Origin of the sequence: Amycolatopsis magusensis (assembly GCF_017875555.1) — a bacterium.
GTDB classification, from domain to species: Bacteria; Actinomycetota; Actinomycetes; order Mycobacteriales; family Pseudonocardiaceae; genus Amycolatopsis; species Amycolatopsis magusensis.
In genome coordinates this window covers 4,505,056-4,531,286 of record NZ_JAGGMS010000001.1, presented here as the reverse complement: position 1 = coordinate 4,531,286, position 26,231 = coordinate 4,505,056, and the positions used below count along the sequence as shown (strand labels likewise).

The following is a 26,231-nucleotide window of genomic DNA, read 5'->3' as shown; positions in this document are numbered from 1 at the left end:
ATCGGGCGGGGCCTAGGGCGACCGGTCCCGGGGCGGCAGCACCAGGTCGGCGACCCCGCGGTCGAGGTCGATCCGGCTGCGCGGCGGCGCGTTGTCGCCCTCTTCCTCGCGGAGCAGCGACTGCGACTTCCGGTCGTCCAGTTCCGCCCGGCGCGAGCCGGAGAAGAAGGCGTGCAACTCGTCGACGCCGACCGCCGTCAGCGGCGCGCGGCCGGAGGTGGTCCGGCGGCGACGGCGCCACGGGAGCAGGCCGCGATCGCCCGCCCAGCGCCCGAACCGTTCCACCGCGGCCAGCAGCACCAGCAGGCAGACCAGCCCGGGGATGGACAACGCGAAGAGCAGCCCCATAGACGGGTCAACTCCGGCGAAGCCGTGCGAGTTCCCGTCAGAGGGTGCGGGTGAGGTAGACGCTGTGCGGGTCCAGGCGGTAGTCGGCGAAGGGGGCGCAGTAGGTGAAGCCGTACTTTTCGTAGAGCCGTCGCGCCGGGCGGAAGAACTCGGCGGAGCCGGTTTCCAGGCTGATCCAGGTGAACCCCATCTGCCGCGCCTCGGCGAGGATGTGTTCGAGCAGTGTGGAGGCGATCCCGCTGCGCTTGCGCGCGGTGTTCGTACGCATCGACTTGAGTTCGGCGTGCTCGGCGTCGAGCGCCTTGAGCGCCCCGCAGCCGACGAGCACGCCGTCGTCGTACACCGACCAGAAGGTGACGTCCGGCTTGCGCAGGTCGTCCAGGTCCAGCGCGTGCTTGCTCTCCAGCGGCGTCAGTGACCGCATCTCTTCGACGTGCTCAGCCAGGAACCCCGCGATCTCCGGCCCCGACAGGTCATCGACGACGATCTCCATGCGTCAAACGGTAGCCCGGTTGCGGCGGACGCCGGCGCCGGCGGTGTAGAGCCAGCCGAACAGGGCCCACATGCCGCCGAAGATCAAGCCGACCAGGACGTAGGCGACCGTCCACAGCACCGCGGGGGTCTCGCTCTTGCGTTCCCGCTGCAGGAACTCGATCTCCGACATGAACGGCCGCGAACCCGACACCGCTTCGATCGGGGGTGCGTTCGCCGCCGGGTCGTCGGGGGCGTAGACCGGGGCCAGCGCGAGCATGCGGTTCGCGGTGTGCAGCCGGAAGCCGCTCTTCCACGCGCCGTAGACCGGCAGTGGTTCGGTGGTGCGGTACAGGCCGTCGCCGACCTGCTCCAGTGGCTTGCTGAAGAAGTCCCCGCCCTGCCAGGAGAAACCGTTCAGCCAGAGCGCGTCACCGGCCAGTGCGGGGTCGCTGATGCGGACCTCCGCGTTGACCCAGCGCGGCTCGCCACCGCCGTGCGGGGCGGACACCTCCAGGCCGGTGGTCGACTCGCTCAGCGCCACCTCGGCGGTCAGCCCCTCCGGCGGATCCTGCGGCACCACCACGATCGCCATCAACACCACCGCACCGAGCGCGCCGACCAGCCCGGCGACGTGCCGGACGCGCCGCGCGGGGGTTCCGGCGGTCGAGTCGGTGACGTCCGCGATGCTTTCCGCCTGCTGGTACTGCCAGGCGCCGATCAGGCACCCGGCGACCGCCGCGCCCGTGCCGAACACCAGGAACAACGGCAGGTGCGACGCGGGCCACGGGTTCGGCATCAGCCACTGCGAGAACGCCCACTCACCCAGCATGCCGACGGTCCCCGCGCCGATCCCGGCCAGCAACGCCAGCCGGTGGATGCCCGCGCGGCCCGCCAGCAGCGCGACCACCTCGATGACCACGGCCTCGGCGACGTACGGCAGCAGCGAAGCGACGTGCAGGTCGTCGGCCCACGGGATGATGGCGAACAGCGCCCGGGTGACCAGGAAGACCGCCAGCACGATCAGCGTGCCGCCCGGCCCCCACGCCAGCCTGCCGTAGAGCAGCGTCCAGCCGCCGATCAGGCCGACCAGCACCACCTGCGCGAGCATCGGGAACTGCGGCACCCCGAGGTCGAACTCCATCAGGAACGCCGAGGCGCCCATCATCCACGCACCGGCCAGCAGCGGGCCGAGCAGGCGCACCAGCGGCCCGCTCGCGCCGACCTGCCGCGATTCGGCGAGCAGCAACTGCAGGCCGATGACCACGCCGATGCCGCCGCCGATCATCAGCACGTGGGTCGGCCCCCACTCGGTGACGTCCTGGCCGAACAGCCGGTGCCACACGTCGTCCAGCGGGAACCCGGCCACGCCGACCAGGCCGGTGGCCATCATCTGCACGCTGCCCAGCGGCACCCGCCAGTGCGGGCCGAGGCCGAAGGTGCGCGCGGGCAGCTTCCCCTTCGCCAGCCCGGCGCTGAGCACGCCGCTGGCGAAGATGCCCATCAGGCCGAAGTAGATCGGGTAGTGCGACGGGTTGGCCAGCGGGCCTTCGTCCCGGCCGAGTTCCATGTGAATCGGCACGTCCCAGTACACGCCGATCAGCGCCGAAAGCCCCGACAGCCCGGCGAGGGACATCGGCAGCGCGGCCCACCGGGGCAGGCCGGTCAGCCCGGCCGCCCAGTCCGCGAGCCTGCCCACGGTGGTGCGCTTGCCGCCGCGTTCGCGCAGGACGAAAACCGCGAGCGGCAGGAAGACGACGAAGAACATCAGCCCGGCGATGGCGATCTGCCCGAGCTCGGCACCACCGGCGGGCGGACTGGTCGGCTGCGCGAGGTTCACTGCTGGACCTTCCCGGCAATCTACGTGTTACCCCTGGTAACAGTTACTGGAAATAGCATGTTACCGTTGGTTACACGTAAAGTCGAGCCGGGTGGAGGGAAAGTCCTGTGAGCTGGTGTGCTCGTGGTCTGGCGGTGCTGGCGGTGGTGTGCCTGACGGCGTGCGGTTCCCCGGAGCCGGAGCAGGTGGGCGCCACCCACCGCTTCGCCGTCACCGGCGGCAGCCGCACCGAGGGTCCCGACCGGATCGACGCCACCACCGGTTCCGCGGTGACCATCGAGGTCACCTGCGACGCCACCGACGAACTGCACGTCCACGGCTACGACAAGGCCGCGCCGTGCGAGCCGGGGGCGCCGGCGTCGCTGACCTTCACCGCCGACGTGCCCGGGGTCTTCGAGGTCGAACTGCACGAAACCGGCCCGCTGACCCAGTTGCGGGTGCAGTGACCGGCGAAGTGTTCCTCGCGCACGGGCTCGGCGGCCGGTCCGACCTGCCGGTGCCGCTGTGGCTGGCCCTCTACGCCGGTGCCGCGGCGGTGCTGGTCTCGTTCTTCGCGCTGACCGCGTTGTGGAAGAGCCCGCGGCTCAAGGGCGAGCACGCCGGGCGCCCGCTGCCCGGGGAGCAGATCGCCGATTCCCCGGTCACCCGGGTCGCGTTGCGCGTGCTCGGCGTGGCCGCGCTGGTGGTCATGCTGGTCACCGCGTGGTCCGGCGGGGACAGTGCGGACAACCCGGCCCCGGCGTGGTTCTACGCCTGGTTCTGGGTCGGCCTGGTCGCGGTGTCGCTGCTGCTGGGCCCGGTGTGGCGGCTGGTCAACCCGGCCCGCACGCTCGCCGCGGCGGTGCGCCTGGCGCTGCCCGCGCTGCGGGTCACCAGGCCGCTGCCGGACCGGCTGGGCTACGGCGCGGCGACCGCCGGGATGCTGGCGTTCCTGTGGCTGGAGCTGGTTTTCCCGCATTCCGACGCCCCGCTCGCGGTCGCCGTGTTCCTCTCCGCCTACGTGCTCGCGCAGGTCGCCGCGGGGGTGCGGTACGGGCCCGCGTGGTTCGACCGCGGCGACACCTTCGAGGTCTACTTCGGACTGATCGCGGCACTGGCCCCGGTCGGCAGGCGCGCCGACGGCAGGCTGGTCCTGCGCAGCCCGCTCGACGGCCTGCTCACCCTGGACCGGTCACCCGGGCTGACCCCGTTCATCCTCGTCGTGCTCGGCGCCACCGCGTTCGACGGGCTCACCCGGCTTCCACTGTGGATCGACACCACCCGTGAGCTGGACGGCGTCGTCGCCGCGCTGGCCGGCACGGCGGGCCTGGCGGTGGCGATCGGCGTGATCTCGGCGGCCTACGCGGGCGCGATCCGGCTGACCCGCCCGTTCCTGCGCAAGGGCACCGAGCCCTACCGCGCCTTCGCCCACGCGCTGGTGCCGATCATGGTCGGGTACACCATCGCGCACTACTTCTCCTTCGCCGTGTTCGAAGGGCAGCAGGGCCTGCTGCGCGCAGTGGACTACACCGTGCTCTCGCCCGCGGTGATCGCCGCGGTGCAGATCGCCGGGATCGTGGCCGGTCACGTGCTCGGCGTGGTCTCGGCCCACGACCGTGCGCTCGTGGTGGTACGGGCGCACTATGTGAAGGCGGGCCAGTACCCGGTGCTGGCCCTGATGGTCGGGTACACGGCCATCGGCATCTACCTGGTGTCGGGAGGGTGAGCGGGTGCACTGGGTGCTGGCGCACCAGGGCGGCTGGGACGAGATCATGGTGTTCGCCGGTCCCGTGGCGATCATCGTGCTGCTGGTCGTGCTCGCCCGGCGGCAGGTGCCACCACCCGAAGACGGTGACGACGAGCCGCCGGGTCCCTGACTTCAGCCGAGGACGGTGGTGTTCTGGCAGGCCGCCGGCCGCCACTGCCCGTCCTCTCGGGACATGACGAACAACGGCGTGCCCTCACCCTCGTCCTCGCGCGGCACCCCGTCGGTGTTCGAGTCCATCGTGCGCCTGAGCCCCTTCATCCCGCCGGGCAGCACCTGGCGCGTGAACGCCGCGATCTCGTCCCGGCCGAACAACCGCCTGCCGCCGCCGGTGGTCCAGATGGCGCCGGCCCGGAACAGGCCGACGAACTCGTCGACAAGTTCGTGCTGCTGCGCGTGTTCCACCGGTCAATCGCCGAGCACGGAGATCCGCAGTTCGCGGACCCGGTCCGGCGCGGCGATCACCTCGATCCCGGCGATCAGGCCATTGTGGACGGTGAACGCGAGCGCCAGGAAGAGCCGGCCCCGCGGCGCCAGCACCACCCCCGGCGAGCCGTTCACCAGTGCCGGGCCGGCGAACGCCGAACGGGCCGCGCCTGCCGCGATCGCGCCCTTGCCCACCGCGGCGGCCCCGCGGAGCACCAGCGGGTGCGGGCTCGGGCCGGCCGCGGAATCCGCGCGCAACACCACGTTCGGATCCAGCAGCGCGACCAGCGCACCGAAGTCGCCGGCGCGGGACGCGGCCAGGAAGGCGTCGACCACCTCGCGGCGCCGCGCCAGGTCGGCGGGTGCCGCATCGGCGCCCCGCACCCGGCGGCGGGCCCGGCTGGCGAGCTGCCTCGCCGCGGCCGGTGACCGCTCGAGCAACGTGCCGATCTCCTCGAAGGGCACGGCGAACAGGTCGTGCAGCACGAAGGCGAGGCGTTCGGCCGGGTTCAGCGTGTCCAGCACGACGAGCAGCGCCACGCCGACCGAGTCCGCCAGCATCGCCTCCTCGGCCGGATCCGCGACGGTCTCCTTGACCTCGGCCGCGTCCAGCGGCTCCTCGCGCCGGTTGTCGCGTGAGCGCAGCAGGTTCAGGCACACGCGGGCGACCACGGTGGTCAGCCAGGCGGCCAGGTTGTCGATCTCCTCGCCGCCGGTGCGGTTCAGCCGCAGCCACGCCTCCTGCACGGCGTCATCGGCCTCGCTGAGCGAGCCGAGCATCCGGAAGGCCACCCCGCGCAGCCTGGGGCGCTGCTGCTCGAACTCGGCCGCCAGCCGGTCGCGCTCCGTCACCGTCTCCACCGTGTCACTGTCCTTCCTCGCCGGGCGTCGTCGAGTCGACCCCGCGGGCCGCCCCGATGTGACAGAGGGGCTGGATTCAGCCGAGCCGGGCAGCGAGTTCGGTGAGGGCCTGGCCGAGCGGGCGGTCGACGCGCACGTTCGCGTACTGGTCGCCGCGGGTCCGGCCGAGGTTGACGATGAGCACCGGCTTGCCCGCCTTCGCCGCGTGCCGGACGAACCGCAGGCCGGACATGACCGTCAGCGAGGAACCCAGGACCACCAGCGCCCCGGCTTCGTCGACCAGTCGGTAGCAGTGCTCCACGCGCGGTTTGGGCACGTTCTCGCCGAAGAACACCACGTCCGGTTTGAGCACGCCGGACCCGCAGTCCGCGCAGGCGACCAGTTCGAACCCGCGCACGTCCTCGTCGGCCAGTTCGACGTCGCCGTCCGGGTTGATCCGGGTGGCCTCGCCGCCGAAGTCCGGGTTCGCCGCCCGCAGCCGCCGGTCCAGCTCCTCGCGCGGGCTGGTGCGGCGGCAGTCCAGGCAGATCACCCGGTCGAGGCTGCCGTGCAGTTCCACCACGTCCTGCGCGCCCGCGGCCTGGTGCAGCCCGTCGACGTTCTGCGTGATCACGCCGGAGAAGTGGCCGCGGGCCTGCAGCAGAGCGACCGCGCGGTGGCCGTCGTTGGGCTGGGCACGGGCGATGGTCCGCCAGCCGAGGTGGCTGCGCGCCCAGTACCGGCGGCGACCGGCGGGGCTGCCGGTGAACTCGTCGTAGGTCATCGGCGTGTGGCGGCGCAGGCTGCCACCGTCGCCGCGGTAGTCGGGGATGCCGGATTCGGTGGAGAGCCCGGCCCCGCTGAGCACGAGCGCACCCCGGTCGGCGAGCACGTCGACGACCTCGTCGAGGCTGGTGGTCCGCGGCGGCGGTTCGCCGGTGGGCGCCCAGCTCAGCGTCGGTCGGGTGCGCATGATCCCAGCTTACCGGCGGTGCCGTGAATGTGGCTTTCACGGCGGATTCGGCCGTGAAAGCCACATTCACGGCACACTCGAGGGGTCAATAACGCTCCAGGACGGGGCGGGTGGCGGGGCTGCCGGACGGGCCGAGGGTGCGGTCGTAGGCGCCCTGCCACCGGCCGTCGTCCAGGGCCGCCTGGAGCAGGTCGTTCACCTTGTCCCGCAGCGGCTTGTCCGCCAGCGCCAGGCCCACGCCGTAGGAGACGGTGTCGAACGGCTCGCCGACCACCTTCAACGCCGGTGGATCGGCCGCGGCGAAGCCCTTGAGGATCGCGTCGTCGGTGGTGACCGCGTCGACCTGCCCGGCGGTCAGGCGGTCGACGCACTCGGCGTAGCTGGACACGCCGACCACGTTCTCCGGTTCGGTCAGCCCCAGTTCCTCCACCCGCCGCAGCGGGGAGCTGCCGGTGACCGAGCAGACCTTCTTGCCCCGCAGCGTGTCCTTGCCGGTGATGGCCGCCTCGCCGCGGCGCACCAGCAGTGACTGGCCCCCGGTCAGGTACGGCCCGGCGAAACCCACCTGCTGCTTGCGCGAGTCGGTGATGGCGTACGTGCCGACGTAGAGGTCCACGGTCCCGTCGTTCAGCGCCTGTTCCCGCACCGACGCGGTGATGTTCTGGTAGCTGATCCGGCTCTCGTCGAGCCCGAGGCCACTGGCCAGGATGCGGGCGATCTCGATGTCGAAACCGGCGTAGGTGCCGTCGACCGGGCTCTGCAGGCCGAGCCCCGGCTGATCGTTCTTGACGCCGATGAGCACCGTGCCGCGTGCCTGGATCCGGTCCACCGTCGGCGATCCGTCGACTTCGGCCACCTGCGCCGGGGACACCGATGGCGACGACACCGGCGCCGACTCCGACGCGGACGGGGTCTGCGCCTGCGACTGCTCCCCGCGCTGCTGCCACCAGATCACCAGGCCACCGGTCACCAGCAGCAGCACGACCACGCCGAGGACCACCGCCAGCCGGCCGGCGCGCCGCGGTGCCCGCGGTATCGCCACCGTTTCGGCCGGGTGAGCCGGTGGCGGCGCGCTGAGCAGGGCGATCGCCTGCGCGCCCACCGGGCGGTCGGCCGGGTTCTTCCGCAGCAGCGCGGCGATCACCGGCCACAGCGCGGGCACGTGCGGCAGCGGCACGGGTTCCCGCGTCAGCACGGCGGCGAAGGCGGACTGGATGTCCTCGCCGTCGAACGGGGACCGCCCGCTGACCGCGAAGTACAGCGTGATGCCGAGCGACCACAGATCGCTCGGCGGGCCCGCCACCTGGCCGTTGATCCGTTCCGGCGCCATGAACTGCGGCGAGCCGATCAGCTGCCCGGTGCCGGTGAGCGCGGTGGCGCCGGACATCGCCGCGATGCCGAAGTCGGTGAGCACCGCGCGGTCGCCGTCGAGCAGGATGTTCGCCGGTTTGACGTCCCGGTGCACGATGCCGCGTGCGTGCGCGGCCGCCAGCGCCACCGCGACCTGCCGTCCGATCGCGGCGGCCTGCCACTGGGGCAGCGGCCCGCGCTCGGCCACCAACTGCGCCACCGACGGGCCCTCGACCAGCTCCATCACGATCCACGGGCGGTCGCGGTCGATCACCACGTCGTGCACGGTGATGATGCCGGGGTGGCGCAGCTGCGCGGCGGTCATCGCCTCGCGCAGCATCCGCTGGTAGGCCGGGTCCGGCGCCGCCGGGTCGAACGGGGTGGTGTGCCGCAGTTCCTTGAGCGCCACCTCGCGGTCGAGCAGTTCGTCCCTGGCGCGCCAGACCACGCCCATGCCACCCTCACCGAGGGCGTGGCCGAGCCGGTAGCGACCGGCCACGAGCTGCTCGTCGGACATGCGGGTCAACTTACCGAACCGGCCCGGCGCCCCGGGGCGGTTCGGTTCAGTCGGCCGCGCCCATCACCAGGCCTTCGATGGTGTGCTTCTGGGTGATCGGCTGGAGGCGGTCCACCACGGGGCAGTGCAGGTGCCGCCGCAGCGATTCCGGCAGCGTCTCCCAGAATCCCTTGGTCACCGCGGTGTCGTGGCGTTCGTCGTTGCCCGCGCCCGGCGCGTCCACCCCGAGCACCAGCACCGGCCGCGACTTGCGCGAGACGTTCGCCGTTCCCCGGTGGACGGTGAGCGCGGAGCGGATGGAGATGTCGCCCATCTTCGGGTACTTCCGCGCGGCGAGCGAGCGGTAGCGCGGGTAGTTCTCCTGGGGCGGGAACATGCCGTGCTCGAACTCCTCGCCCGGCTCGCGGTGCGTGCCCGGCGCGATCTCGAAGGGCCCCATGTCCTCTTCGGTGTCCACAGTGGTCACGTTGATGGCGAGCGAAGTGAGCCTGCCGGTCTCTTTGGTTTCCTGCGGCATCGGGAAGTCCCGGTGCCACGGCTGGTCGACCGCGCCCGCGAGCGGCACGTCGAAGCCCACCTCGACGATCTGGTAGTCCGGGCCGAGCACCGCCGCGCACACCGCGTCGATCCACGGGTGCGTGGCCAGTTCGGTGAAGCCGCGCAGTTGCTCGGGGTGGATTTCCACGTAGTAGCGGTTCGGGCCGCGGCCGACCGCCCCGCCCTCGCGGGCCAGCGCCTCGGTGAAGGCGGCGTCGACGTCCTCGCCCAGCCTCTCCACCCAGGACCGCTCGAAGGCGCCGGGCAGCCCGACGATGCCGTCCTGCTCGATCCGGGTGGTGGCCGCGGCCAGTCGCGCTTCGTCCATCGGGACCTCCTTCGGTGTGTCGCCCAGTTTGCAACGTGGCATGCAACGTTGCAAGAGGTAGGCTGGAGCGAGTTCCCCGGGAGGTGGCATGGGCGCGAGCCTGCGTGAAGTGGCCGAGCACGCCGGGGTCTCGGTGCGCACGGTGTCCAACGTGGTCAACGGCTTCCGCTACGTCGCCGACGACACCAGGGCCCGCGTGCAGGCCAGCATCGACGAACTCGGCTACCGGCCCAACATGGCCGCGCGCTCGCTGCGGCGCGGGCGGACCGGCCTGGTGGCGCTGGTGATCCCCGAGGTCGACTCGCCGTACTTCGCCGAACTGGCCGCGCGCACCGTGCGCATCGCCGAGGCCCGCGGCCTGACCGTGCTGATCGACCAGACCGACGGCGACGCCGAGCGGGAGCGCCGATTGCTGCACGGCGAGCGCACGCAGCTGGTCGACGGCGTGCTGTTCAACCCGTGGGCGGTCTCCCCCGACGAGCTCGCCGCCCGCACGGACACCGTTCCGCTGGTGCTGCTCGGCGAGCACGACAGCACCGCCGCGGTCGACCACGTGGCCATCGACAACGTCGCGGCCGCCCGCGCCGCGACCGCGCACCTGCTGTCTTCGGGCCGCCGCCGGGTCGCCGCGCTGGGCCTGCAGCCGCACGTCGCCAACGCGACCGCGCGCCGCCGTCTGCTGGGGTACCGCGAGGCGCTGGTGGCCGCCGGGCTGACCCCCGTGCCGGAGCTGGAGGTGCCGGTCGAGACGCTGCACCGCGCCGACGGCCACCGCGCCATGCTCGGCCTGCTCGACCTCGCCGAGCCGCCGGACGCGGTCTTCTGCTTCACCGACGAACTCGCGCTCGGCGCCCTGCGAGCGGCAGCCGACCGCGGGGTCGCGGTGCCCGAGGACCTCGCGCTCGCCGGGTTCGACGACATCGAAGACGGCCGGTTCAGCGTGCCCGCGCTGACCACGATCTCCCCGGACAAGAACGCGATCGCCGAACTGGCGCTCGACTGCCTGACCGAGGAGTCCAAGGCACCGCGGGCGATCGTCGCCCCGCACGAACTGATCGTCCGCGGCAGCGGTTAGCGCAGGAACGGGAGCAGCTGCTGGCCGAGGCGGCTCCGGGCGAACTGCGGTTCCCCGAACTGCAGCGGCGCATGCCCGGCGTCTCGCAGAAGAGCTGTCGGTCACCCTGCGCTCGCTGGCCGACGACGGTCTGGTGACGCGGCGGGTGGAGGGCGGTCGCTCGAAGTGCCGCTGGCCGCCCTGCGGGAGTGGGCCGAAGAACACATGGCCGAGATCGACGCGGCGGCCGGGCGCGTGGACTAGGGTCCGGGCAGTGGACTACGGACTCTTCCTCCTGGCGGGCGTGCTGATCGTGCTCGCGGCGGTCACCCTGAGCGCGAGCGCGATGGAACGCCGCGCCGGCAAGCTCGACCGGCGGCTCGCGCGGGTCGAGGAGAAGCTGGACGCGGTGCTCGCCCACCACGGGATCACGCTGCCCGAACCCGATTTCGCCGAGGTGCGGGCGCACCTGGCCGAGGGCAGGAAGATCCTGGCGATCAAGGCCTACCGCGAACGAACCGGCGCGAGTCTTCAGGAGGCGAAGGAAGCGGTGGAGCGGCTCTGACCCGTCCGCTGTTCGATGGCCCGCACGACCGCGGCCATGTCGGTGGCGCCGAGGCCCAGTCCCTCGGTCTCACCGAACAGTTCGAGGCAGACGTCCAGCAGCGGTGAGGCGATGCCCGCCGACCGCGCGGCCGCGGCGATCAGCTCGTTGTTGTAGAGCACGTCGGACACCGCGGCCTGCACCTCGAAATCGCGGTCGGCGAGCTTGCGGGCCTTGAGCCGTGAGACCGCGCTCGCCATCGGCCCGGCGTCGAGCACGCCGAGCAGGGCGGGCAGGTCGACACCCTGGCGGTCGGCGAAGTGCAGCGCCTCGGCCAGACCGGTGACCATGGTGATCAGGAACAGGTTGACCGAGAGCTTCATCAGCATGCCGTTCGGCGCGGCCCCGCAGTGGACCACCTCGTGGCACATCGGCGCCAGCAAGGGCCGGACGCGCTTGGTCGCGTCGACCTCACCGGCCAGCATCGCCACCAACTGCCCGGCCTCGGCGGGCTTGCGCGAGCCGGAGACCGGCGCCTCGGCGTAGGCGCCACCGGCCGCGCGGACGTCCGCTTCGAGGCCGCGCGAGTACTCCGGCGAGGTGGTGCCCATGTGCACCACGACGCGGTCCGCGACCATCGCGGCGAAGTCCGGCGTGCCCCGGCGCAGCACCGCGTCGGCGGCGTTCCCGTTGGCCAGCATGAGGAACACCACCTCCGCCCGCTCGAACACCGCCGCGGCGTCCGGGAGCACGGACGCTCCGGCCGCCCGCAGCGGATCCGCCCGCCCGGCCGTCCGGTTCCAGACCGCGAGCGGCGTGCCCGCGCGGGCCAGGTTGAGCGCCATCGGCTGCCCCATCACGCCGAGCCCGAGAAATCCCGATTCCACCAGACCTCCCCTGTACTATGACGAGTGTCATGAACTATGACAGGTGTCATGGAAGGTGGGAAGAGGGATGGCCGGACAGCGCCCGCCACGTGAACGCATGGTCTACAGCGCGGCGCAACTGGTGCGGGCCCGCGGGGTGGCCGGGACCGGGGTGCGTGACGTGGTCGAGCACGCGGGCGCGCCACGGGGTTCGTTCCAGCACTACTTCCCCGGCGGCAAGGACCAGCTGGTCGGCGAAGCGCTGCTGTGGTCGGCGGAGTTCGCCGCTTCGCACGCCGCCGCCTATTCGGCGCGCAAGCCGACTCCGGCGGGGCTGTTCGCCCACCTGGTCAAGCAGTGGAAGGACGAATTCACCCGGCGCGGCTTCGAACGGGGCTGCCCGGTGATGGCGACCGCCGCCGACCTCGCAGGCAGCGACTCGGCCGTCACCGGGCAACTGCGGGTGGCGCTGGAACGATGGGAACAAGCGGTCGCGGACCAGCTGACCCGGATGGACCTGCCCGCGCGCCGGGCCCGCCGCCTGGCCACCCTGATGATCAGCACCCTGGAAGGCGCCATCATGGCCGCCCGCATCCGGCAGGACGTCACCCCCCTGACCACAGTGGTCACCGAACTCTCCCCCTTGTTCGACCAGCCCGGTGCCCAAGCTCCCTCGTGAAGCGCGCGCCGAGTGTGCAACTCAGCTGCGGGAATGTGGAACTCGGCTTCCTGAACGTGCGACTCGGCTGCACGAACGTGCGACTCGCCGAGCCCGCCGCATCCCGGGCGAGTCCCACACTCAGGCAGCCGAACTTCACACTCAGGAAGCCGAGTTCCACGTTCAGGAGGCCGAACCTCGCATTCGGGAAGCCGAAACTCACATTCGCGCTCGGGTGAGCCAAGTTGGGAAGGCCGCACCAATGCTGTGAATGGGGCATTCCCAGCGTTCAACGCAAGTAATGCCCCACTCCTGGCATTCGAGCTGTCCGGTCAGGAGAGGGCGAGGGTGTCCAGGGTGGTCAGGCGGGTTTCGGACATGCCTGCGGGGTCGTGTTCCAGGTCGCGCAGGTTGTCCAGGACGGCACGCAGTACCGGCGTCGCCACGTTCAGGCGGGTCGCTTCGGCCAGTACCGTGGCGTAGTGGGTGGTGACCTCCACCTGTCGCCGCCGGACGGCGAGGTCGCGCCAGATGCCGCTGCGGGTCTTCGGCTGGGTGCGCAGCCAGGCGGTCAGGTGGTCGGTCGCCGCGGCCCGTGCGGTGGGGTCGGCACCGCGGACGAAAGCGTGCGGGGTGAAGGCGTCGAACGCCTCCAGCCGGATCTCGAGCCCGCTCGCCACGTCGAAGACCTCCTCGCCGAGTGCGTGGATCGCCGGGTGGTGGCGGTCGATGAGGTCGGCCATGGCGTCGTCGGCCAAGGCTGTCGCGGCGAGCATCGCGCCGAAGCCCGCCTTGGCCCACAGGAAGCCTTCGACGTTGTCGCTGGCCTGGGCCGGTCCCCACGCGCGCAGGTCGTCGACCAGCGAAGACACCCGCGGCGACACCGGTTGCCCGCCCGGCTCCCCGAGCACCAGCGCCCCGGCACCACCGTCGGCGATGACCCCGGGTTCGAGACGATCGGCGAAGATGTTGACGAAGGCGGCCACCGTCCGCGGCCAGCCGATCCGCTCCGCCAACAACGACTCGTTGAACCCGTTCTGGATCGACACCACGTAACCGTCTTCGGCCAGTCGCGGCGCGATCCAGTCGGCGGCGCTCTCGGTGGCCTGCGCCTTCACCGCGAGCAGCACCCGCTCGAGCGGCCCGTCGAATTCATCGGGCGTCGCGGCCTCGACCGCGACCCGTTCGCGGACGCCGTCGCGTTCGATGGTCAGCCCGTCGTCGCGGATCGCCGCCACGTGTTCGGCGTCGGCGTCCACCACGGTGACCGGGTGCCCGGCCTTGGCCAGGTGGAAGGCGAGGGTGCCACCGATCGCACCGCCGCCGACCACCGCGTACGAAGCACGGGTCATGCGTTCTGTCCTTTCTGGACGGACTGGGGTGGCCACAGCCGGGGCAGGTGCGCGGCACCGGCGCTCGAACCGCCGTCCACGCGCAGGATCTCCCCGGTGATCCACGAAGCGTCCTCACCGGCGATCCAGCGGACCGCGCGGGCGACGTCCGCGGGCGTGCCGGGGCGGCCGAGCGGGTTGCCCGAGACCGCCGCCGCGTAGTCCGGCGCCACCGGGTTCCGATCGCTGTCGACGGCCACGAAACCGGGGCTCACCGCGTTGACCCGGATGCCGAGCGGCCCGAGTTCGAGCGCCGCCGCGCGGGTGGCCATTTCCAGCGCGGCCTTCGAGCTGGCATACGGCCCGCCGCCGGGCCGGGCCCGCAGTGCCGCGCCGGACGAGATGTTCACCACCGAGCCGCCACGCCCGGCGGACCGGCGCGCGAACGCGGCCGTGGCCAGTACCGGGGCGCGGAGGTTGAGCGCGAACAACTCGTCCCACGCCGCCGCGTCCACGTCGATCATGTCCAGCGACGGGTACCGCCCGGCCGCGTTCACCAGCACGTCGATCGGCCCGTTGCGCTGCCACGCCCGGTCGACGACCTCCTCGGGCGCGGCCGGCCCGGTCAGGTCGGCGGTGATGGCGAACCCGAGCGACTCCGGGATGAGTGAGCCGTCCAGGTCGGCGAGGCTGAGCGTGGCGCCCGCGAACTCCTCGGCGATCGCCCGCCCGATCCCCCTGGCCGCGCCGGTGACCAGCACGTGCATCAGTCGAACTCCTTGTCCTTGGTCTCCGGCATGGTCAGGTAGACCACCAGCGAGATCAGCGCCGACCCGGAGACGTAGAGCCACAGCAGGTCGCGGTGGCCGATTTCGTTGAGCCAGGTGGTCACGTACGGCGCGGTCCCGCCGAACACCGCGACCGCCAGCGCGTACGGCAGGGCGATGCCGGTGGCCCGCACCTCCGGCGGGAACTGCTCGGCCATGATCACCGCGCAGTTGGCCGAATACCCGAGCAGGAACAGCATCCCGGTCAGCTGCACCAGGAACACGCTGAGGAAGCTGTTGTCCAGCAGGTGCAGCATCGGCCACGCCAGCACCACGAAACCACCGGCGAACACGCCGAGCGTGAGCTTGCGGCCGAACCGGTCCGACACCAGCCCGGCGAAGGGCAGCAGCACCACGAACACGACCAGGCACAGCGTCTGCGAGAGCAGGGCCTGCGACAGCGGGATGCCGGTGGTGATGTTGGCGTAGGTGGGCAGGTAGTTGACCCAGATGTAGTAGGTCAGGGTGCCGGCGATGGTGATGCCGGCGACCCGCAGCGCGGCACCGGGGTGCTCGGTGAACATCGCCTTGAGCGGGTTGACGCGGCGGCGCCCCGCGGTGTTGGTGAACGAATCGGTTTCCTCCACCGAGATCCGCAGCCACAGCCCGACCAGGCCGAGCAGCCCGCCGAGCACGAAGGCCACCCGCCAGCCCCAGCCGTGCAGGTCCTGCTCGTCCAATGTGGACGTCGCGATGGTGCCGAGCAGCGAGGCGATCAGCACCCCGCCGCCGACCGACACCTGCTGCCACGACCCGGCGAACGCCCGGCGGCCGCGGGCCGCCGATTCGACCAGGAACGCCGACGAGGAACCGAATTCGCCGCCCGCGGAGAAACCCTGCAGCAGCCGGGCGATCAGCAGGATGACCGGCGCGAGCACGCCGATCATGCCGTAGTTCGGGGTGAGCGCGATGATGAACGAGGCACCGGCCATCAGCCCGACGGTCAGCGTCAGGCCCTTCTTGCGGCCGTGCCGGTCGGCGTAGGCACCGAGCACCGCGGCGCCGACCGGGCGCATCACGAACCCGACCGCGAAGACCGCCAGCGTCGACAGCAGCGCCACGGTCTCGTCGCCGCCGGGGAAGAACTCGACCGAGATGATCTTGGCGAAGATCGAGTACAGCGCCCAGTCCACCCATTCGACCGTGTTGCCGATGGTGCCGGCGACGATCGCCTTGCGCTGCCGGGGGCTCAGCTTCGTGCCCGTCGGGTTCACGGTGGTCATGCGGTGCCTCCGGGGGTTTCGCGCACGGCGGCGGCGAGGCCGGCGTGCGTGGTGAACCAGACGTCGCGGTGGCCGCGGATGTGGTCGATCAGCTCCCGCAGCACGACCAGGCGTGAGCGGTGGCCGATCACGTGCGGGTGCAGGGTCAGCTGGAACACCCCGCCCGCGCGGTAGGCCGCGTCGAACTCGTCGATCCAGATCTCCAGCACGTCGCGCGGGCGGGTGTAGGGCCGCACCGAGCCGAAGCGGTCCATGGTGAAGTAGGGCGCGTCGTCCCTGATCCAGTCGACCGGGATCTCCACCAGGCCGGTCGGCTCGCCACCGGCGACGATCTCGTACGGCTCGTCGTCGGCCATCAGCGAGGAGTCGTAGGCGAAGCCGAGCTCCCTGATGATGTCCAGAGTGGACGAAGAGAAGTCCCACGACGGGGTGCGGATGCCGGTCGGGCGCATACCGGTCAGCTCGGCGAGGGTGTCCAGCGACCGGCGGGTCAGGTCGAGTTCGTCCTCTTCGGACAGCAGTGCGTTCCGCTCGTGGATCCAGCCGTGCACGCCGATCTCGTGCGGGCCGTTCGCGTAGTCCTTGGCCTCGGCCGGGTGCAGCAGTGCCGAGACCGCGGGCATGAAGAAGGTGGCCGGGATGCCGTGCTCGGCCAGCAGTTCCAGCACGCGCCCGGCGCCGACGCGGGCGCCGTACTCCCCCTGCGCCAGCCGTCCCGGGCTGGTTTCCCCGTCCCGCAACGGGATCGTCTCGTGGTCGGAGTCGAACGAGAGCGCGACCGCGGCCCGTGCGCCACCCGGCCACGTCTGCGGTACGAGGCGCCTTCCGGCGCGCACCGCTTCGACGTGGCCGCGCCAGGTCTGCTCCGGCCACTGCCAGGGCTGGGTGTCCATGCTTCCTCCAGGAAGGTCAGCGGAAACGGTCGACCCTGGTCCACGCGCGCTTCAGCGTGGCCAGGTGGAGGGTGACGTCGGAGGCGGTCAGGCCGGGCAGCCTGCCGATCACCTCGTCGGTGTAGCGGAACAGGTCGGCGGTGCCGGGCAGCACCATCTGGCCGACCAGGTTGAACCGCCCGGTGGAGGCGGCCAGGAACTTGGTGCCCGGGTGCCGGGCCAGGCAGCGCCCGGCCTCGTTGAGCTTGCCGGGGTGGATCGACAGCCAGAGCATGAACTCCACGTCGTACCCGAGCAGCGCCGGCTCGACCAGGGTGCGGAACTGCAGGCTGCCGGTGGCCAGCAGCCGGTCCAGCGCTCTGGCCACACTGGACTCGCTGCGGGACAGCCGCCGCGCGATGGTGCTGATCGGCAGCCTGCCGTCGGCCGCGAGTTCCTCGGCGACCGCGCGTTCCAGCTCGCTCGGCGGCCGCGGCGGCGCACCCCAGTCCGCCCGCTCGTACGGCGGCTGGTGTGCCGGGCGCAGGTCCTCGGCGGCTTCCGGCGGCAGCAGGCCGGTGTCCCACAGGGGCGCGGTGGTGAAGGTGCGGATGACCGCCACGCTGTCCGTCCCGGCGATCAGTTCGGCGCCGGGGAGGTCGGTGAACAGCAGGCGCAGCAGTTCGTCGTTGTCGTGCGCGACGAAGTCGACGATCAGGTCGGCGGTGCCGGTGACCACGGCCAGGAACCGCGCCTCCGGCCGGGCGGCCAGCTGCTCGGCCAGCTCCCAGCCCTTGCCCGGCTGGGCCTGCACCCGCACCAGCATCGAGGACCCCGCGGCGGTGCGGTCGAGGTCGACCACGCCGACCACGTGCACCAGCCCGCGCTCGTGCAGCGCGGTGAACCGGCGCTGCACGGTCGTCTCACTCGCCCCGGCCCAGCGCGCGATCGCACTCCACGGCGCCCGGCCGTTGAGCTGGAGCGCGCCGACGATGCGCCGGTCCAGTTCGTCGATCACCATGCGGGCAGACGCTAGATAGCGGCCTGGGGTCCGTCAACGCGGGAATCCTGCACGCCACCCGGTTGAACTGCGGTTTATCACCGTCGAGCACGGTCAGGTCGCCGGAAAACACCGGCGACGGATCCCGTCAGCACGATCTCGAGATAGTTCGCCGGAGCATTGCCGGGGGCCATCGTATCGCTTATCGTATATGAAATTCCGGTCCTCCCGATGCTGTGAGGTGACGCCGTGACCACTGCCGCCGACCCGACCACCACGCTCCTCGCGCGCGACTTCACCGACTTCCGCACGGTGGTGTCGCAGTCGTTCGTCCCGTTGCAGGTGACCAGCGACCACCGCGACCACTTCCGCGGCCGCATCCGCTCCTGCGGCGCCGACGAGATCCAGCTGTCCGAGGTGACCGCCTCCGCGCACGTGGTCGAGCGCACGCCCGAGCTGATCGCCAGGGCCGACCGGCACTACTACAAGCTGAGCCTGATCCTGTCCGGGACCGGGCTGCTGGTGCAGGACGACCGCCAGGCCGTGCTCCGCCCCGGTGACGTGGCGCTCTACGACACGCACCGCCCGTACTCGCTGGTGTTCGAGGAGGACTTCCGCACGCTGGTGGTGATGTTCCCGCAGCGGCTGATCGACCTGCCCCGCGACCTGGTCGGCCAGCTCACCGCGGTCCGCATGTCCGGCAAGCGCGGCATGGGCAACGTGGTGGTGCCGTTCCTCGCCCAGCTCGGCACCAACCTCGACCAGCTCGGCGGCCCGGCGGGCGTCCGGCTCGCGCACACCGCGGTGGACCTGCTCGCCACTCTCTTCGCCACCGAACTCGATCTGGCGCGGGCCACCGCGGGCCCGCGCCACGAGCTGATGCGCCGGGTGCTCGCCTACATCGACGCGAACCTGTCGTCCACCGACCTCGGCCCGGCGCAGATCGCCGCCGAGCACTACATCTCCACCCGGCACCTGCACGGGTTGTTCCACGAGCAGGGCACCACGGTCTCCGGCTGGATCCGCACCCGGCGCCTGGAGCACTGCCGCCGCGAACTGCTCGACCCGGTGCACGCCACGCGCCCGGTGGCGGCCATCGCGGCGAAGTGGGGCTTCGTCGACGCCCCGCACTTCAGCCGGGTGTTCAAGACCGAGTTCGGCCGCTCGCCGAGCGAGCTGCGCCGCGGGTTGACCGTGAGCGATCGGTTCTTGCCGCCCAGCGCGTGACCGCTGGCCCCCACCGGGCGGGCGCCCCGACGATGACCGCATGCCCGAACCAGAGGAACAATGGCGTACCTATGACGAGTTCGCCGCAGGCATAGCCACCTACCGCCTGCCGGCCGCGGACCTGTCGGGCCGCGAACTGACCGTCACCCTCGACGACGGCACCGCGCTCGCGTTGCGCTTCGACGACGCGGGAACCGTCACCTGCAACGGGGTTCCGGACCCGTACGACGCGGTCGCCGTGCGCGACGACGTCTTCTTCGTGAACCTGCCCCATTCCAGTGTGGAGGGTGAGGCGCTCACCGTCGTCTTCTCGACGACCACGCACCGCGCGCTGGCCGTGCGTTCGGTCATCGGCGCCGAGGACGTCGAAGGCGTTCCCCGGGTCTCCCAGACGTTCTGGGCGGGCACCACCGACGCGGGCACGCCGACCGGCGAGGAACCCGGGCCGTCACGCGACCTCATCGGCAAGCGCAATCTCTACCGGTACAGCCCGGAACACCTCTACGAGCACGTGTACATGTCCTCGCAGCGCTACGCCTGGCAGTGCCTCGAAGGCGTGCAGCGCGGCCACGGCGACATGGACCTGTCGACGGTGTGGAAGTTCCAGGACGGGCTCTACCTGTTCTGCTTCCGCGAGTTCCGCATCGCCGTGGCCAGCGTGTGGTTGCACGACCTCGGCTACGCCCTGCGCACCACCGGCGTCTTCCTCGGGCTCACCGGCGACGGGCGGTCCGAGCACTCCCGCGCGGGCGGGCACATCTACCCACTCGGCGCGGTCGCCTACCCCGACGCGCAACCGGTCTGAAGGAGACTCCATGTCCAATGTAGACATCATCGCCGCGCACTACGACGCGAGCGATCGTGGTGACCTGGCCGGCATGCTGGCGCCGCTCGGCCAGGAGACCACCTGGACCGAGGCGGCCGGCTTCCCCTACGCCGGCACGTACGTCGGTCCCGAGGAGGTCCGGGAACACGTCTTCGACGCCATCGCGCGGGACTGGGAGGGCTACACCTTCACCCTCGAAGAACTGCTCGACGCGGGCGACGCGGTCATCGGACTGGGCTCGTACCGGGGAAAGCACCGCCGGACCGGGCGCTCGTTCACCGCACGCGTCGCCCACGTGTGGAAGTTCGACGGCGGCAAGCTCGCCGCCTTCGAGCAGATCGTCGACTCCGCACCCGTGGCGCGCGCGGCGGAGGACCGGTGAACACCGGGCGGCGCCTGGGCGCGCTCCTGGCCGGGGTGGTGCTGACGGCGGCGGGCTGCGCCGGGGCGGAAAGCGGTTCGGGCGGCCCGATCGTGGTCGGCTCGGTTAACGCGCTCAGCGGTGCGGCCACCTTCCCCGAGGCTTCCCAGGCGGCGAAGGCGGTTTTCGACGCGGCCAACGCCAGTGGTGGCGTGAACGGCAGGCAGATCGAGTACAAGGCGCTCGACGACAAGGGCGATCCGGCGGCGGCCGCCGCGGCGGCACGCGAGATCGTCGACGGCGACGAAGCGGTGGCGCTGGTCGGCTCGTCCAGCCTGATCGAATGCGAGATCAACACCGAGTACTACGAGCAGCAGAAGATCCTGTCCGTGCCGGGCATCGGCGTGGACCCGGCGTGCTTCACCAGCCCCAACATCGGCCCGGTCAACGTCGGGCCGTTCCACGACATGACGCTGAGCCTGCTCTACGGCTCGGAAGTGCTGGGGCTCACCGACATCTGCGCGCTGCTGGAGATCGCGGGCAACACGCTGCCGTCCTACCAGGCAGCCATCGACGAGTGGTCGGCGATCACCGGCAAGAAGCTCAAGTACCTCGACTCGACCGTGCCCTACGGCGGGTCCGACTACACCTCCTACATCGTCAAGGCCCGCAACGCCGGGTGCAAGGCGATCACCGTCAACCCAGTGGAGCCGGATTCGATCGGGCAGCTCAAGGCCGCGCAGGCGCAGGGGTGGACCGACGTCACCTGGCTGCTGCTGACCAGCGTCTACAGCGAGAACTACGCCAAGGCCATCTCGAACGCCGGTGCCGGGGTGTACGTGCCCGCCGAGTTCTACCCGTTCACCGACGCGGGCAGCTCGCAGAACCGGGAGTGGCGCGAGCTGATGACCAGGAACGGCATCCCGCTGACCTCGTTCAGCCAGGGCGGTTACCTGGCCGCGAAGTACTTCCTCGACGTGCTCCGGGGCATCACCGGCGAGGTCACCCGCGAATCGGTGACCAGGGCGCTGCGGGAGATGCAGCCGATCAGCGACCCGATGGTCGGCACGCCGTACGTGTTCGGCCCCGGCGACACCCACCACGCCAACACCGCGGGCTGGCCGATCAAGCTCGCCTCCGGCACCAACCGCTGGGAACTGGCGGCCGAAGACTGGCTGCGCATCCCCGCGCGCAACTAGGAGGAGCACACATGCTGCAGGGAGCGCTGGCCGGCCTGGCCGCCGGCGGGCTGTACGCGGTGCTGGCGGTCTGCCTGACGCTGATGTCGCGCCTGGTGCGGGTGGTGAACTTCGCCCAGTCGGCGACCGGCATGTTCGGCTGCTACGTGGCGGTGTTCCTGTCCGTCCAGTTCGGACTGCCGACCTGGCTGGCCACGGTCGCGGGCATCCTGCTCGGCGGGTCGCTCAGCGCGCTGCTCGGCTGGATCGTCTCCACCTGGCTCGCCGAGGCCGACACCGGCACCCGGTCGGCGGTCACCGTGGCGGTGCTGCTCCTGCTGATCTCGTTGTCGTTCATCCTGTTCGGCAACAAGCCGCAGCCGTTCCACCCGATCCTCGACGGGCCCGCGTTCACCGCGGGCGGGGTGGTGATCAGCCAGGTCACCGTGGTCACCGTGGTGCTGGCCGTCCTGGTCGCGCTGGCCAGCAGGCTGGTGCTGACCCGGACCTCGGCCGGGGTGGAGCTGCGGGCGCTGTCCGAGCGCCCGACCACCGCCGAACTACTGGGCATCCCGGCGAAACGGCTGAGCGTGGCGGTGTGGGCGGTCACCGGGGTGATCAGCACGCTGGTGATCTCGATCGTGGCGCCGTCGCAGTCCAACGACGCGACCTCGCTGGCGATGCTGGTGGTGCCCGCCGCCGCGGCCGCGCTGCTCGGCGGGTTCCGCCGCCTGGACCTCGCGGTCGCCGGTGGGCTGGTGCTGGGCCTGATCCAGGGCGCGGCCGCGCAGGTCGACGGGCTGTCCGTGGTGCGTTATTTCCTGCCGTTCGGCGTGATCGTCGCGCTGCTGCTGTGGTCGCAGCGCAAGGAGGTGTGGGATGCGGCTCGTTGACCGTTCGCTGCCGTTCGCGGTGGCCGTGGTGGCGATCGCCGCCGGGTACGCGCTGAGCATCGGGCTGGACGGCTACTTCGTCTACCTCGGGATGAGCGCGATCGTCGCCGGGATCTCGTTGCTGGGGCTCGGGGTGGTCACCGGCAGCGCGGGCATGATCTCGTTGTGCCAGCTGACTTTCGGGGCCGTGGGCGCCTGGGTGGTCTCGGCGCTGAACGCCGCGGAGGCGCCCGGCGGGTTCCTGGTGTGGCTGCTGCTCGGCGGGATCGCCGCCGGACTCGTCGGCGTGCTGGTCGGGCTCCCGGCGTTGCGGCTGCGGGGCATCAACCTGGCCGTGGTCACCCTCGGCCTGGCCGCCGCGGCGGACCTGACGCTGGTGCAACTGCAGTTCCCCGGCGTCGCGGACGGCCTGTCCGTGGAGCGCCCGGACGCCTTTACGGACGACCGTTCGTATTTCTTGCTTGCCGTGGTGGTCCTGGTGCTCTGCTGCCTGGCGGTGCACTACCTGCGCCGCGGCCGCTGGGGCAGCGGGTGGCAGGCGGTGGCCTTCTCCGAACGCGGCACCGCGGCGGCCGGGGCGAGCGTGCGCACCTCGAAGCTGACCGCGTTCGCGGTGAGCGCCACCCTCGGCGGCATCAGCGGCGGCCTGCTCACCGGCCAGGTCGGGCTGGCGTTCCCGGCCAGCTTCACCGCGATCCAGTCGCTGGCGCTGTACGTGCTGGCGATCATGTCCGGCGCGCACCTGATCGACATGGCGGTGCTCGGCGCGGTGCTGTGGGTCGGCGTGCCGGAGCTGCTCAAGCGCTGGGGTGTGCCGCAGGACTGGGGGTTCGTGGTGTTCGGGCTGCTCGGCATCCAGGCGCTGACCAGCGGCGGCAACCTGGGCACGGCGGTGCGGCAGCTCTGGTACCGGCGCTCCCGCGAACCGGCGACCCTGGCCCTGGCCGCGGGCACCACCTCGGCCGAGCCGGTCACCCCTGGTGCACCGGTGCTCGTGGTGCGCGGGCTGAGCGTCCGCTTCGGCGAGGTGGTCGCGTTGTCCTCTGTGGACATCGAGGTGCCCGAACACGGGGTCCTCGGCGTGATCGGGCCGAACGGCGCGGGCAAGTCCACCCTGGTCGACGCCATCACCGGCTTCCTGCCGAACGCCGAAGGCCGCGTCGAACTGGACGGCAGGCCGCTGACGGGGTCGCCCGCGAAACGGGCGCGCTCGGGCCTGCGCCGGACCTTCCAGCAGGACCGCGTGCCACCGGGGCTGACCGTGGAGGCGTACCTGCGGTTCGTCGCCCGGCGCCGGGTGAGCACCGCCGAGATCGCCGAGGCGCTGGACTTCTTCGGCTGCCCGGCCGCGCGCATCCCACTGTCCCAAGTGGACGTGGGTGCCCGCAGGCTGGTCGAGGTGGTCGGGCACCTGCTGGCCCGGCCGCGGGTCCTGCTGCTGGACGAACCGGCCGCCGGGCTGCCGCACTCCGAGCACGTCGCGTTCGGGGAACGGCTGCGGCAGGTGCCCGCGCGCTTCGGCGTGTCGGTCCTGCTCATCGAGCACGACCTCGACCTGGTGCGCTCGGTCTGCGACACGGTCACCGTGCTCGACTTCGGCCGGGTGCTGGCCGCGGGCCCGCAGGCCGGGGTGCTGGCCGATCCGGCGGTGCTCAAGGCGTACATGGGTGAAACGGAGCTGTTGTGAACGCTTTGCGGGTAACGGGACTGACGGTCACGCGGGGCGCGGGCCCGGTGATCTCCGACGTCGGCTTCACCCTGGAGCCGGGCCGGATCACCGCGCTCGTCGGGCCCAACGGCGCGGGGAAGACCAGCCTGCTGGAGGCCATCTCGGGCGTGGTCCCGGCCGCCGCCGGGACCGTCCACATCGGAACGACCGAGATCACCAAGCAGTCCAGGGTGGCCCGCGCCCGGCGGGGGCTGGCGCACATCGAGCAGGGGCGGGCGGTGTTCCCGGGGCTGACCGTGCTGGAGAACCTGATGCTGACCGCCCGCACCCGCGCCAGGGCCGACGAGCTGTTCGAGGCGTTTCCCGAACTGGCCAAGCGCCGCGACTCACCCGCCGCGTTGCTCAGCGGGGGCGAGCAGCAGATGGTGGTGCTGGCCCGCGCGTTCGCGGCCCGCCCGGCGTTCCTGCTGATCGACGAGATGTCGCTCGGCCTGGCGCCGGTGGTGTTCACCCGGCTGCTGCCGATGGTCACCCGGTTCGCCGAGGAGGGCGCGGCGATCCTGCTGGTCGAGCAGTTCACGCACCTCGCACTCGGCGTGGCCCGCGACGCGCTCGTGGTGTCCTCGGGCCGCGTCACCTACTCCGGTGACGCGGCCACCCTCCTCGCCTCCCCCGGCACCCTGCACACCGCCTACCTGGGCGGCGCCTGATCTCGCCGGTGTCACATGCCGGCGCGTTCGAAGGCCAGCGTCGGCAGGTCCACCGCGTGCGCGCCCCCATCGGCGACCAGTACCGCACCGGTGATGTAGGACGACTCGGCCGAACCGAGGAAGCGCACGATCGAGGCGATCTCCTCCGGTTCGGCCGGGCGGCGCAGGGGGACCTCGGCGGTGACGCGGCGGTAGCCCTCGTCGTGGCCGCCGGTGAAGCCCGCCGCCGCGGCGAACTGGTCCATTTCGCCGTCCGCCATCGGGGTGCGCACCCAGCCGGGGCAGACCGCGTTCGCACGCACGCCCTTCGGCCCGTAGTCCCTGGCGATCGACCGGGTCAGCCCGATCAGCGCGTGCTTGGCGACGGTGTACCCGGCCACGTTCGGCCCGGCGAACAACCCCGCCAGCGAGGACACGATCACCACCTGTCCCCCGCTCTCCACCAGCGACGGCAGCGTGGCCCGGCAGAACACGAACGCGCTGGACAGGTTCGACCGCAGCGCCAGTTCCCATTCCTCGTCGCCGGTGTCGGTGACCGAGGACAGCCCGTGCCCGCCCGCGTTCGCGACCACCACGTCCAGCCGCCCGTACCGCCCGACGATCTCCGCCACGGCCTGCTCGGCGGCCTCCCGCTCACTGGCGTCACAGGTGAGCACGTGCGCGCCGGTTTCGGCGGCGACCTTCTCCAGCGGTTCACGCCGCCGGCCGAGCACCACCACCCGCGCGCCCTCGCCGGCGTACCGGCGGGCCACCGCCGCGCCGATCCCCGTACCGCCACCCGTGATCGCGACAACCCTGTTGCTCACTTCGAAAGTCCTTCCTAGGCGGGAAAACCGGACCGGGCCGAGACGCCGAAATCGGCGAGCAGGGCCTGGCCGTCGACCGTCCGCGACCGCGCGGAGGTCAGGTACAGCACCTGGCAGGCGACGTCTTCGGCCGCCTGCACCGGGAACGCGGGCTCGTCGAGCACCGCGCCGAGATCGGCGCGCGCCATCGGGGTGTCCACCACCGACGGGCACACGCAGTTCACCCGCACGCCGGGCAGTTCGACCGAAAGCGCCCTGGTCAACGCGACCACGGCCCCCTTCGACGCGCAGTAGGGCACCATGCCGGGCGCGCTGGTGAAGGCGGAGTCGCTGGCCAGGAGCACCACCGAGCCCTGTGCCGCGGTCAGCCGGGGTGCCGCGTGCTTGACCACGAGGAACTGCCCGGTGACGTTGACCGCGAGCAACGCGGCGAAGTCGGCGGCCGTGACCTCCGCGAGGGGTGCGCCGACCGGACCGGAGATCCCGGCGCAGCCGACCACCACGTCCAGTCCGCCGAATTCGCGGGCCACGGCGTCGACGGCCGCGGCCACTTCCGCCTCATCGGTGACGTCGGCCCGCACGGCGAAGAAGCCGGGCACGGGCGACCGGTCGAGCACGCCGACCCGGGCACCTTCGGCCAGGAACGCCCGCGCGCAGGCCAGCCCGATGCCCGAGGCCGCGCCGGTCACCAGCACCGCCTTGCCCTCGAGATCCAGTCGCATGGCGTCATCCTGCGGGCCCGCGCGGCACGCGGGGTTGGCCGTCAGCGCACCCTTCTTGTCCGCTGCCGCACGCCGGCCGGCCGGGCGTTC

At 71.8% G+C, this 26,231-nt stretch carries 29 protein-coding genes; 13 read left to right on the top strand and 16 right to left on the bottom strand.

The window, feature by feature from the left end:
* Positions 1-12: 12 nt before the first annotated feature.
* Genes JOM49_RS20370 through JOM49_RS20360 form a run of 3 tightly spaced genes read right to left on the bottom strand, consistent with a single transcriptional unit; the run spans position 13 to position 2,659 of the window.
* Positions 13-348: a DUF6191 domain-containing protein gene (locus JOM49_RS20370; protein ID WP_209665853.1), complete on the bottom strand. Its 336-nt coding sequence runs from the start codon at positions 346-348 to the stop codon at positions 13-15.
* A 37-nt stretch (positions 349-385) separates the two neighbouring features.
* Positions 386-841 carry a GNAT family N-acetyltransferase gene (locus JOM49_RS20365; RefSeq protein WP_209665852.1) on the bottom strand — a complete coding sequence of 152 codons (456 nt, stop codon included), beginning with the start codon at positions 839-841 and terminating at the stop codon, positions 386-388.
* Positions 842-844: 3 nt separating this feature from the next.
* Complete coding sequence (locus tag JOM49_RS20360) at positions 845-2,659, bottom strand: hypothetical protein (RefSeq protein WP_209665851.1); 1,815 nt, start codon at positions 2,657-2,659, stop codon at positions 845-847.
* 107 nt (positions 2,660-2,766) lie between these two features.
* Between JOM49_RS20360 and JOM49_RS20355 the strand changes: the two genes are divergently transcribed.
* Genes JOM49_RS20355 through JOM49_RS20345 form a run of 3 tightly spaced genes read left to right on the top strand, consistent with a single transcriptional unit; the run spans position 2,767 to position 4,515 of the window.
* Entirely contained in the window at positions 2,767-3,105 is a 339-nt protein-coding gene (locus JOM49_RS20355) for a cupredoxin domain-containing protein (RefSeq protein WP_209665850.1), read from the top strand.
* The gene (locus JOM49_RS20350; protein ID WP_308158802.1) at positions 3,102-4,364 is read left to right on the top strand and encodes a hypothetical protein; all 1,263 of its coding nucleotides are present in this window, start codon (positions 3,102-3,104) and stop codon (positions 4,362-4,364) included. The genes JOM49_RS20355 and JOM49_RS20350 overlap by 4 nt, the downstream gene beginning before the upstream one ends.
* Before the next feature lie 4 nt (positions 4,365-4,368).
* Positions 4,369-4,515, top strand: a complete 147-nt coding sequence (locus JOM49_RS20345) for a hypothetical protein (protein ID WP_209665849.1) — start codon at positions 4,369-4,371, stop codon at positions 4,513-4,515.
* 2 nt (positions 4,516-4,517) lie between these two features.
* On the opposite strand, the gene JOM49_RS20340 is transcribed toward JOM49_RS20345, so the two are convergent.
* From JOM49_RS20340 to JOM49_RS20320, 5 genes are all read right to left on the bottom strand, one after another.
* Positions 4,518-4,808, bottom strand: a complete 291-nt coding sequence (locus JOM49_RS20340; RefSeq protein ID WP_209665848.1) for a nuclear transport factor 2 family protein — start codon at positions 4,806-4,808, stop codon at positions 4,518-4,520.
* 3 nt (positions 4,809-4,811) lie between these two features.
* Complete coding sequence (locus JOM49_RS20335; protein ID WP_443626077.1) at positions 4,812-5,690, bottom strand: sigma-70 family RNA polymerase sigma factor; 879 nt, start codon at positions 5,688-5,690, stop codon at positions 4,812-4,814.
* A 76-nt stretch (positions 5,691-5,766) separates the two neighbouring features.
* Complete coding sequence (locus tag JOM49_RS20330; protein ID WP_209665847.1) at positions 5,767-6,642, bottom strand: NAD-dependent protein deacetylase; 876 nt, start codon at positions 6,640-6,642, stop codon at positions 5,767-5,769.
* 85 nt (positions 6,643-6,727) lie between these two features.
* Positions 6,728-8,509 (bottom strand): bifunctional serine/threonine-protein kinase/glutamate ABC transporter substrate-binding protein, encoded by a 1,782-nt coding sequence (locus JOM49_RS20325; protein WP_209665846.1) that lies wholly within the window; start codon positions 8,507-8,509, stop codon positions 6,728-6,730.
* A 46-nt stretch (positions 8,510-8,555) separates the two neighbouring features.
* Entirely contained in the window at positions 8,556-9,374 is an 819-nt protein-coding gene (locus JOM49_RS20320; protein WP_245369390.1) for a phytanoyl-CoA dioxygenase family protein, read from the bottom strand.
* 88 nt (positions 9,375-9,462) lie between these two features.
* Between JOM49_RS20320 and JOM49_RS20315 the strand changes: the two genes are divergently transcribed.
* Complete coding sequence (locus JOM49_RS20315; RefSeq protein ID WP_209665844.1) at positions 9,463-10,449, top strand: LacI family DNA-binding transcriptional regulator; 987 nt, start codon at positions 9,463-9,465, stop codon at positions 10,447-10,449.
* A 253-nt stretch (positions 10,450-10,702) separates the two neighbouring features.
* Entirely contained in the window at positions 10,703-10,993 is a 291-nt protein-coding gene (locus JOM49_RS20310) for a hypothetical protein (RefSeq protein ID WP_209665843.1), read from the top strand.
* Here the strand turns inward: JOM49_RS20310 and JOM49_RS20305 are convergent.
* A complete protein-coding gene (locus JOM49_RS20305; protein WP_245370651.1) occupies positions 10,960-11,862 on the bottom strand; it encodes an NAD(P)-dependent oxidoreductase in 903 nt (300 codons plus the stop codon). The two genes, JOM49_RS20310 and JOM49_RS20305, sit on opposite strands and share 34 nt — an antisense overlap.
* 64 nt (positions 11,863-11,926) lie before the next feature.
* Between JOM49_RS20305 and JOM49_RS20300 the strand changes: the two genes are divergently transcribed.
* Positions 11,927-12,517 carry a TetR/AcrR family transcriptional regulator gene (locus tag JOM49_RS20300; RefSeq protein ID WP_209665841.1) on the top strand — a complete coding sequence of 197 codons (591 nt, stop codon included), beginning with the start codon at positions 11,927-11,929 and terminating at the stop codon, positions 12,515-12,517.
* Positions 12,518-12,828: 311 nt separating this feature from the next.
* On the opposite strand, the gene JOM49_RS20295 is transcribed toward JOM49_RS20300, so the two are convergent.
* From JOM49_RS20295 to JOM49_RS20275, 5 genes are read right to left on the bottom strand one after another with little or no spacing between them, the layout of a single operon-like run.
* Positions 12,829-13,848 carry a ketopantoate reductase family protein gene (locus JOM49_RS20295; RefSeq protein ID WP_209665840.1) on the bottom strand — a complete coding sequence of 340 codons (1,020 nt, stop codon included), beginning with the start codon at positions 13,846-13,848 and terminating at the stop codon, positions 12,829-12,831.
* A complete protein-coding gene (locus JOM49_RS20290) occupies positions 13,845-14,594 on the bottom strand; it encodes an SDR family NAD(P)-dependent oxidoreductase (RefSeq protein ID WP_245369389.1) in 750 nt (249 codons plus the stop codon). Before JOM49_RS20290 ends, JOM49_RS20295 begins: the two co-directional genes overlap by 4 nt.
* Positions 14,594-15,877, bottom strand: a complete 1,284-nt coding sequence (locus tag JOM49_RS20285) for an MFS transporter (protein ID WP_209665839.1) — start codon at positions 15,875-15,877, stop codon at positions 14,594-14,596. Before JOM49_RS20285 ends, JOM49_RS20290 begins: the two co-directional genes overlap by 1 nt.
* Complete coding sequence (locus JOM49_RS20280; protein ID WP_209665838.1) at positions 15,874-16,770, bottom strand: polysaccharide deacetylase family protein; 897 nt, start codon at positions 16,768-16,770, stop codon at positions 15,874-15,876. The genes JOM49_RS20285 and JOM49_RS20280 overlap by 4 nt, the downstream gene beginning before the upstream one ends.
* 16 nt (positions 16,771-16,786) lie before the next feature.
* Positions 16,787-17,770 (bottom strand): Lrp/AsnC family transcriptional regulator, encoded by a 984-nt coding sequence (locus JOM49_RS20275; RefSeq protein ID WP_209665837.1) that lies wholly within the window; start codon positions 17,768-17,770, stop codon positions 16,787-16,789.
* A 228-nt stretch (positions 17,771-17,998) separates the two neighbouring features.
* On the opposite strand from JOM49_RS20275, the gene JOM49_RS44070 reads away from it, so the two are divergent.
* The 7 genes from JOM49_RS44070 to JOM49_RS20240 are packed head-to-tail and all read left to right on the top strand — an operon-like array spanning position 17,999 to position 24,613.
* Positions 17,999-18,976, top strand: a complete 978-nt coding sequence (locus tag JOM49_RS44070) for an AraC-like ligand-binding domain-containing protein (protein WP_209665836.1) — start codon at positions 17,999-18,001, stop codon at positions 18,974-18,976.
* Between the two features lie 40 nt (positions 18,977-19,016).
* Positions 19,017-19,781 (top strand): MoaF C-terminal domain-containing protein, encoded by a 765-nt coding sequence (locus tag JOM49_RS20265; protein WP_209665835.1) that lies wholly within the window; start codon positions 19,017-19,019, stop codon positions 19,779-19,781.
* 10 nt (positions 19,782-19,791) lie between these two features.
* Positions 19,792-20,184: a nuclear transport factor 2 family protein gene (locus tag JOM49_RS20260; RefSeq protein ID WP_209665834.1), complete on the top strand. Its 393-nt coding sequence runs from the start codon at positions 19,792-19,794 to the stop codon at positions 20,182-20,184.
* Entirely contained in the window at positions 20,181-21,362 is a 1,182-nt protein-coding gene (locus JOM49_RS20255) for an ABC transporter substrate-binding protein (protein ID WP_209665833.1), read from the top strand. Before JOM49_RS20260 ends, JOM49_RS20255 begins: the two co-directional genes overlap by 4 nt.
* An 11-nt stretch (positions 21,363-21,373) precedes the next feature.
* Positions 21,374-22,234 carry a branched-chain amino acid ABC transporter permease gene (locus tag JOM49_RS20250; protein WP_209665832.1) on the top strand — a complete coding sequence of 287 codons (861 nt, stop codon included), beginning with the start codon at positions 21,374-21,376 and terminating at the stop codon, positions 22,232-22,234.
* Entirely contained in the window at positions 22,221-23,921 is a 1,701-nt protein-coding gene (locus JOM49_RS20245; RefSeq protein ID WP_209665831.1) for a branched-chain amino acid ABC transporter ATP-binding protein/permease, read from the top strand. Before JOM49_RS20250 ends, JOM49_RS20245 begins: the two co-directional genes overlap by 14 nt.
* Positions 23,918-24,613 (top strand): ABC transporter ATP-binding protein, encoded by a 696-nt coding sequence (locus tag JOM49_RS20240; RefSeq protein WP_209665830.1) that lies wholly within the window; start codon positions 23,918-23,920, stop codon positions 24,611-24,613. The genes JOM49_RS20245 and JOM49_RS20240 overlap by 4 nt, the downstream gene beginning before the upstream one ends.
* An 11-nt stretch (positions 24,614-24,624) precedes the next feature.
* Here the strand turns inward: JOM49_RS20240 and JOM49_RS20235 are convergent, their stop codons facing one another.
* Positions 24,625-25,419 (bottom strand): SDR family NAD(P)-dependent oxidoreductase, encoded by a 795-nt coding sequence (locus tag JOM49_RS20235; protein ID WP_209665829.1) that lies wholly within the window; start codon positions 25,417-25,419, stop codon positions 24,625-24,627.
* A 14-nt stretch (positions 25,420-25,433) separates the two neighbouring features.
* On the bottom strand, positions 25,434-26,141 hold the full coding sequence (locus JOM49_RS20230; RefSeq protein WP_209665828.1) for an SDR family NAD(P)-dependent oxidoreductase: 708 nt from the start codon (positions 26,139-26,141) through the stop codon (positions 25,434-25,436).
* Positions 26,142-26,231 lie beyond the last annotated feature (90 nt).

What these genes read in the sequence shown, in the direction of transcription:
- JOM49_RS20230 (WP_209665828.1), bottom strand. Translation starts at nt 26,141, where the DNA reads ATGCGACTGGATCTCGAGGGCAAGGCGGTGCTGGTGACCGGCGCGGCC.
- JOM49_RS20265 (WP_209665835.1), top strand. Translation starts at nt 19,017, where the DNA reads ATGCCCGAACCAGAGGAACAATGGCGTACCTATGACGAGTTCGCCGCA.
- JOM49_RS20300 (WP_209665841.1), top strand. Translation starts at nt 11,927, where the DNA reads ATGGCCGGACAGCGCCCGCCACGTGAACGCATGGTCTACAGCGCGGCG.
- JOM49_RS20325 (WP_209665846.1), bottom strand. Translation starts at nt 8,509, where the DNA reads ATGTCCGACGAGCAGCTCGTGGCCGGTCGCTACCGGCTCGGCCACGCC.
- JOM49_RS20295 (WP_209665840.1), bottom strand. Translation starts at nt 13,848, where the DNA reads ATGACCCGTGCTTCGTACGCGGTGGTCGGCGGCGGTGCGATCGGTGGC.
- JOM49_RS20370 (WP_209665853.1), bottom strand. Translation starts at nt 348, where the DNA reads ATGGGGCTGCTCTTCGCGTTGTCCATCCCCGGGCTGGTCTGCCTGCTG.
- JOM49_RS20260 (WP_209665834.1), top strand. Translation starts at nt 19,792, where the DNA reads ATGTCCAATGTAGACATCATCGCCGCGCACTACGACGCGAGCGATCGT.
- JOM49_RS20330 (WP_209665847.1), bottom strand. Translation starts at nt 6,642, where the DNA reads ATGCGCACCCGACCGACGCTGAGCTGGGCGCCCACCGGCGAACCGCCG.
- JOM49_RS20320 (WP_245369390.1), bottom strand. Translation starts at nt 9,374, where the DNA reads ATGGACGAAGCGCGACTGGCCGCGGCCACCACCCGGATCGAGCAGGAC.
- JOM49_RS20290 (WP_245369389.1), bottom strand. Translation starts at nt 14,594, where the DNA reads ATGCACGTGCTGGTCACCGGCGCGGCCAGGGGGATCGGGCGGGCGATC.
- JOM49_RS20285 (WP_209665839.1), bottom strand. Translation starts at nt 15,877, where the DNA reads ATGACCACCGTGAACCCGACGGGCACGAAGCTGAGCCCCCGGCAGCGC.
- JOM49_RS20275 (WP_209665837.1), bottom strand. Translation starts at nt 17,770, where the DNA reads ATGGTGATCGACGAACTGGACCGGCGCATCGTCGGCGCGCTCCAGCTC.
- JOM49_RS20315 (WP_209665844.1), top strand. Translation starts at nt 9,463, where the DNA reads ATGGGCGCGAGCCTGCGTGAAGTGGCCGAGCACGCCGGGGTCTCGGTG.
- JOM49_RS20365 (WP_209665852.1), bottom strand. Translation starts at nt 841, where the DNA reads ATGGAGATCGTCGTCGATGACCTGTCGGGGCCGGAGATCGCGGGGTTC.
- JOM49_RS20280 (WP_209665838.1), bottom strand. Translation starts at nt 16,770, where the DNA reads ATGGACACCCAGCCCTGGCAGTGGCCGGAGCAGACCTGGCGCGGCCAC.
- JOM49_RS20245 (WP_209665831.1), top strand. Translation starts at nt 22,221, where the DNA reads ATGCGGCTCGTTGACCGTTCGCTGCCGTTCGCGGTGGCCGTGGTGGCG.
- JOM49_RS20250 (WP_209665832.1), top strand. Translation starts at nt 21,374, where the DNA reads ATGCTGCAGGGAGCGCTGGCCGGCCTGGCCGCCGGCGGGCTGTACGCG.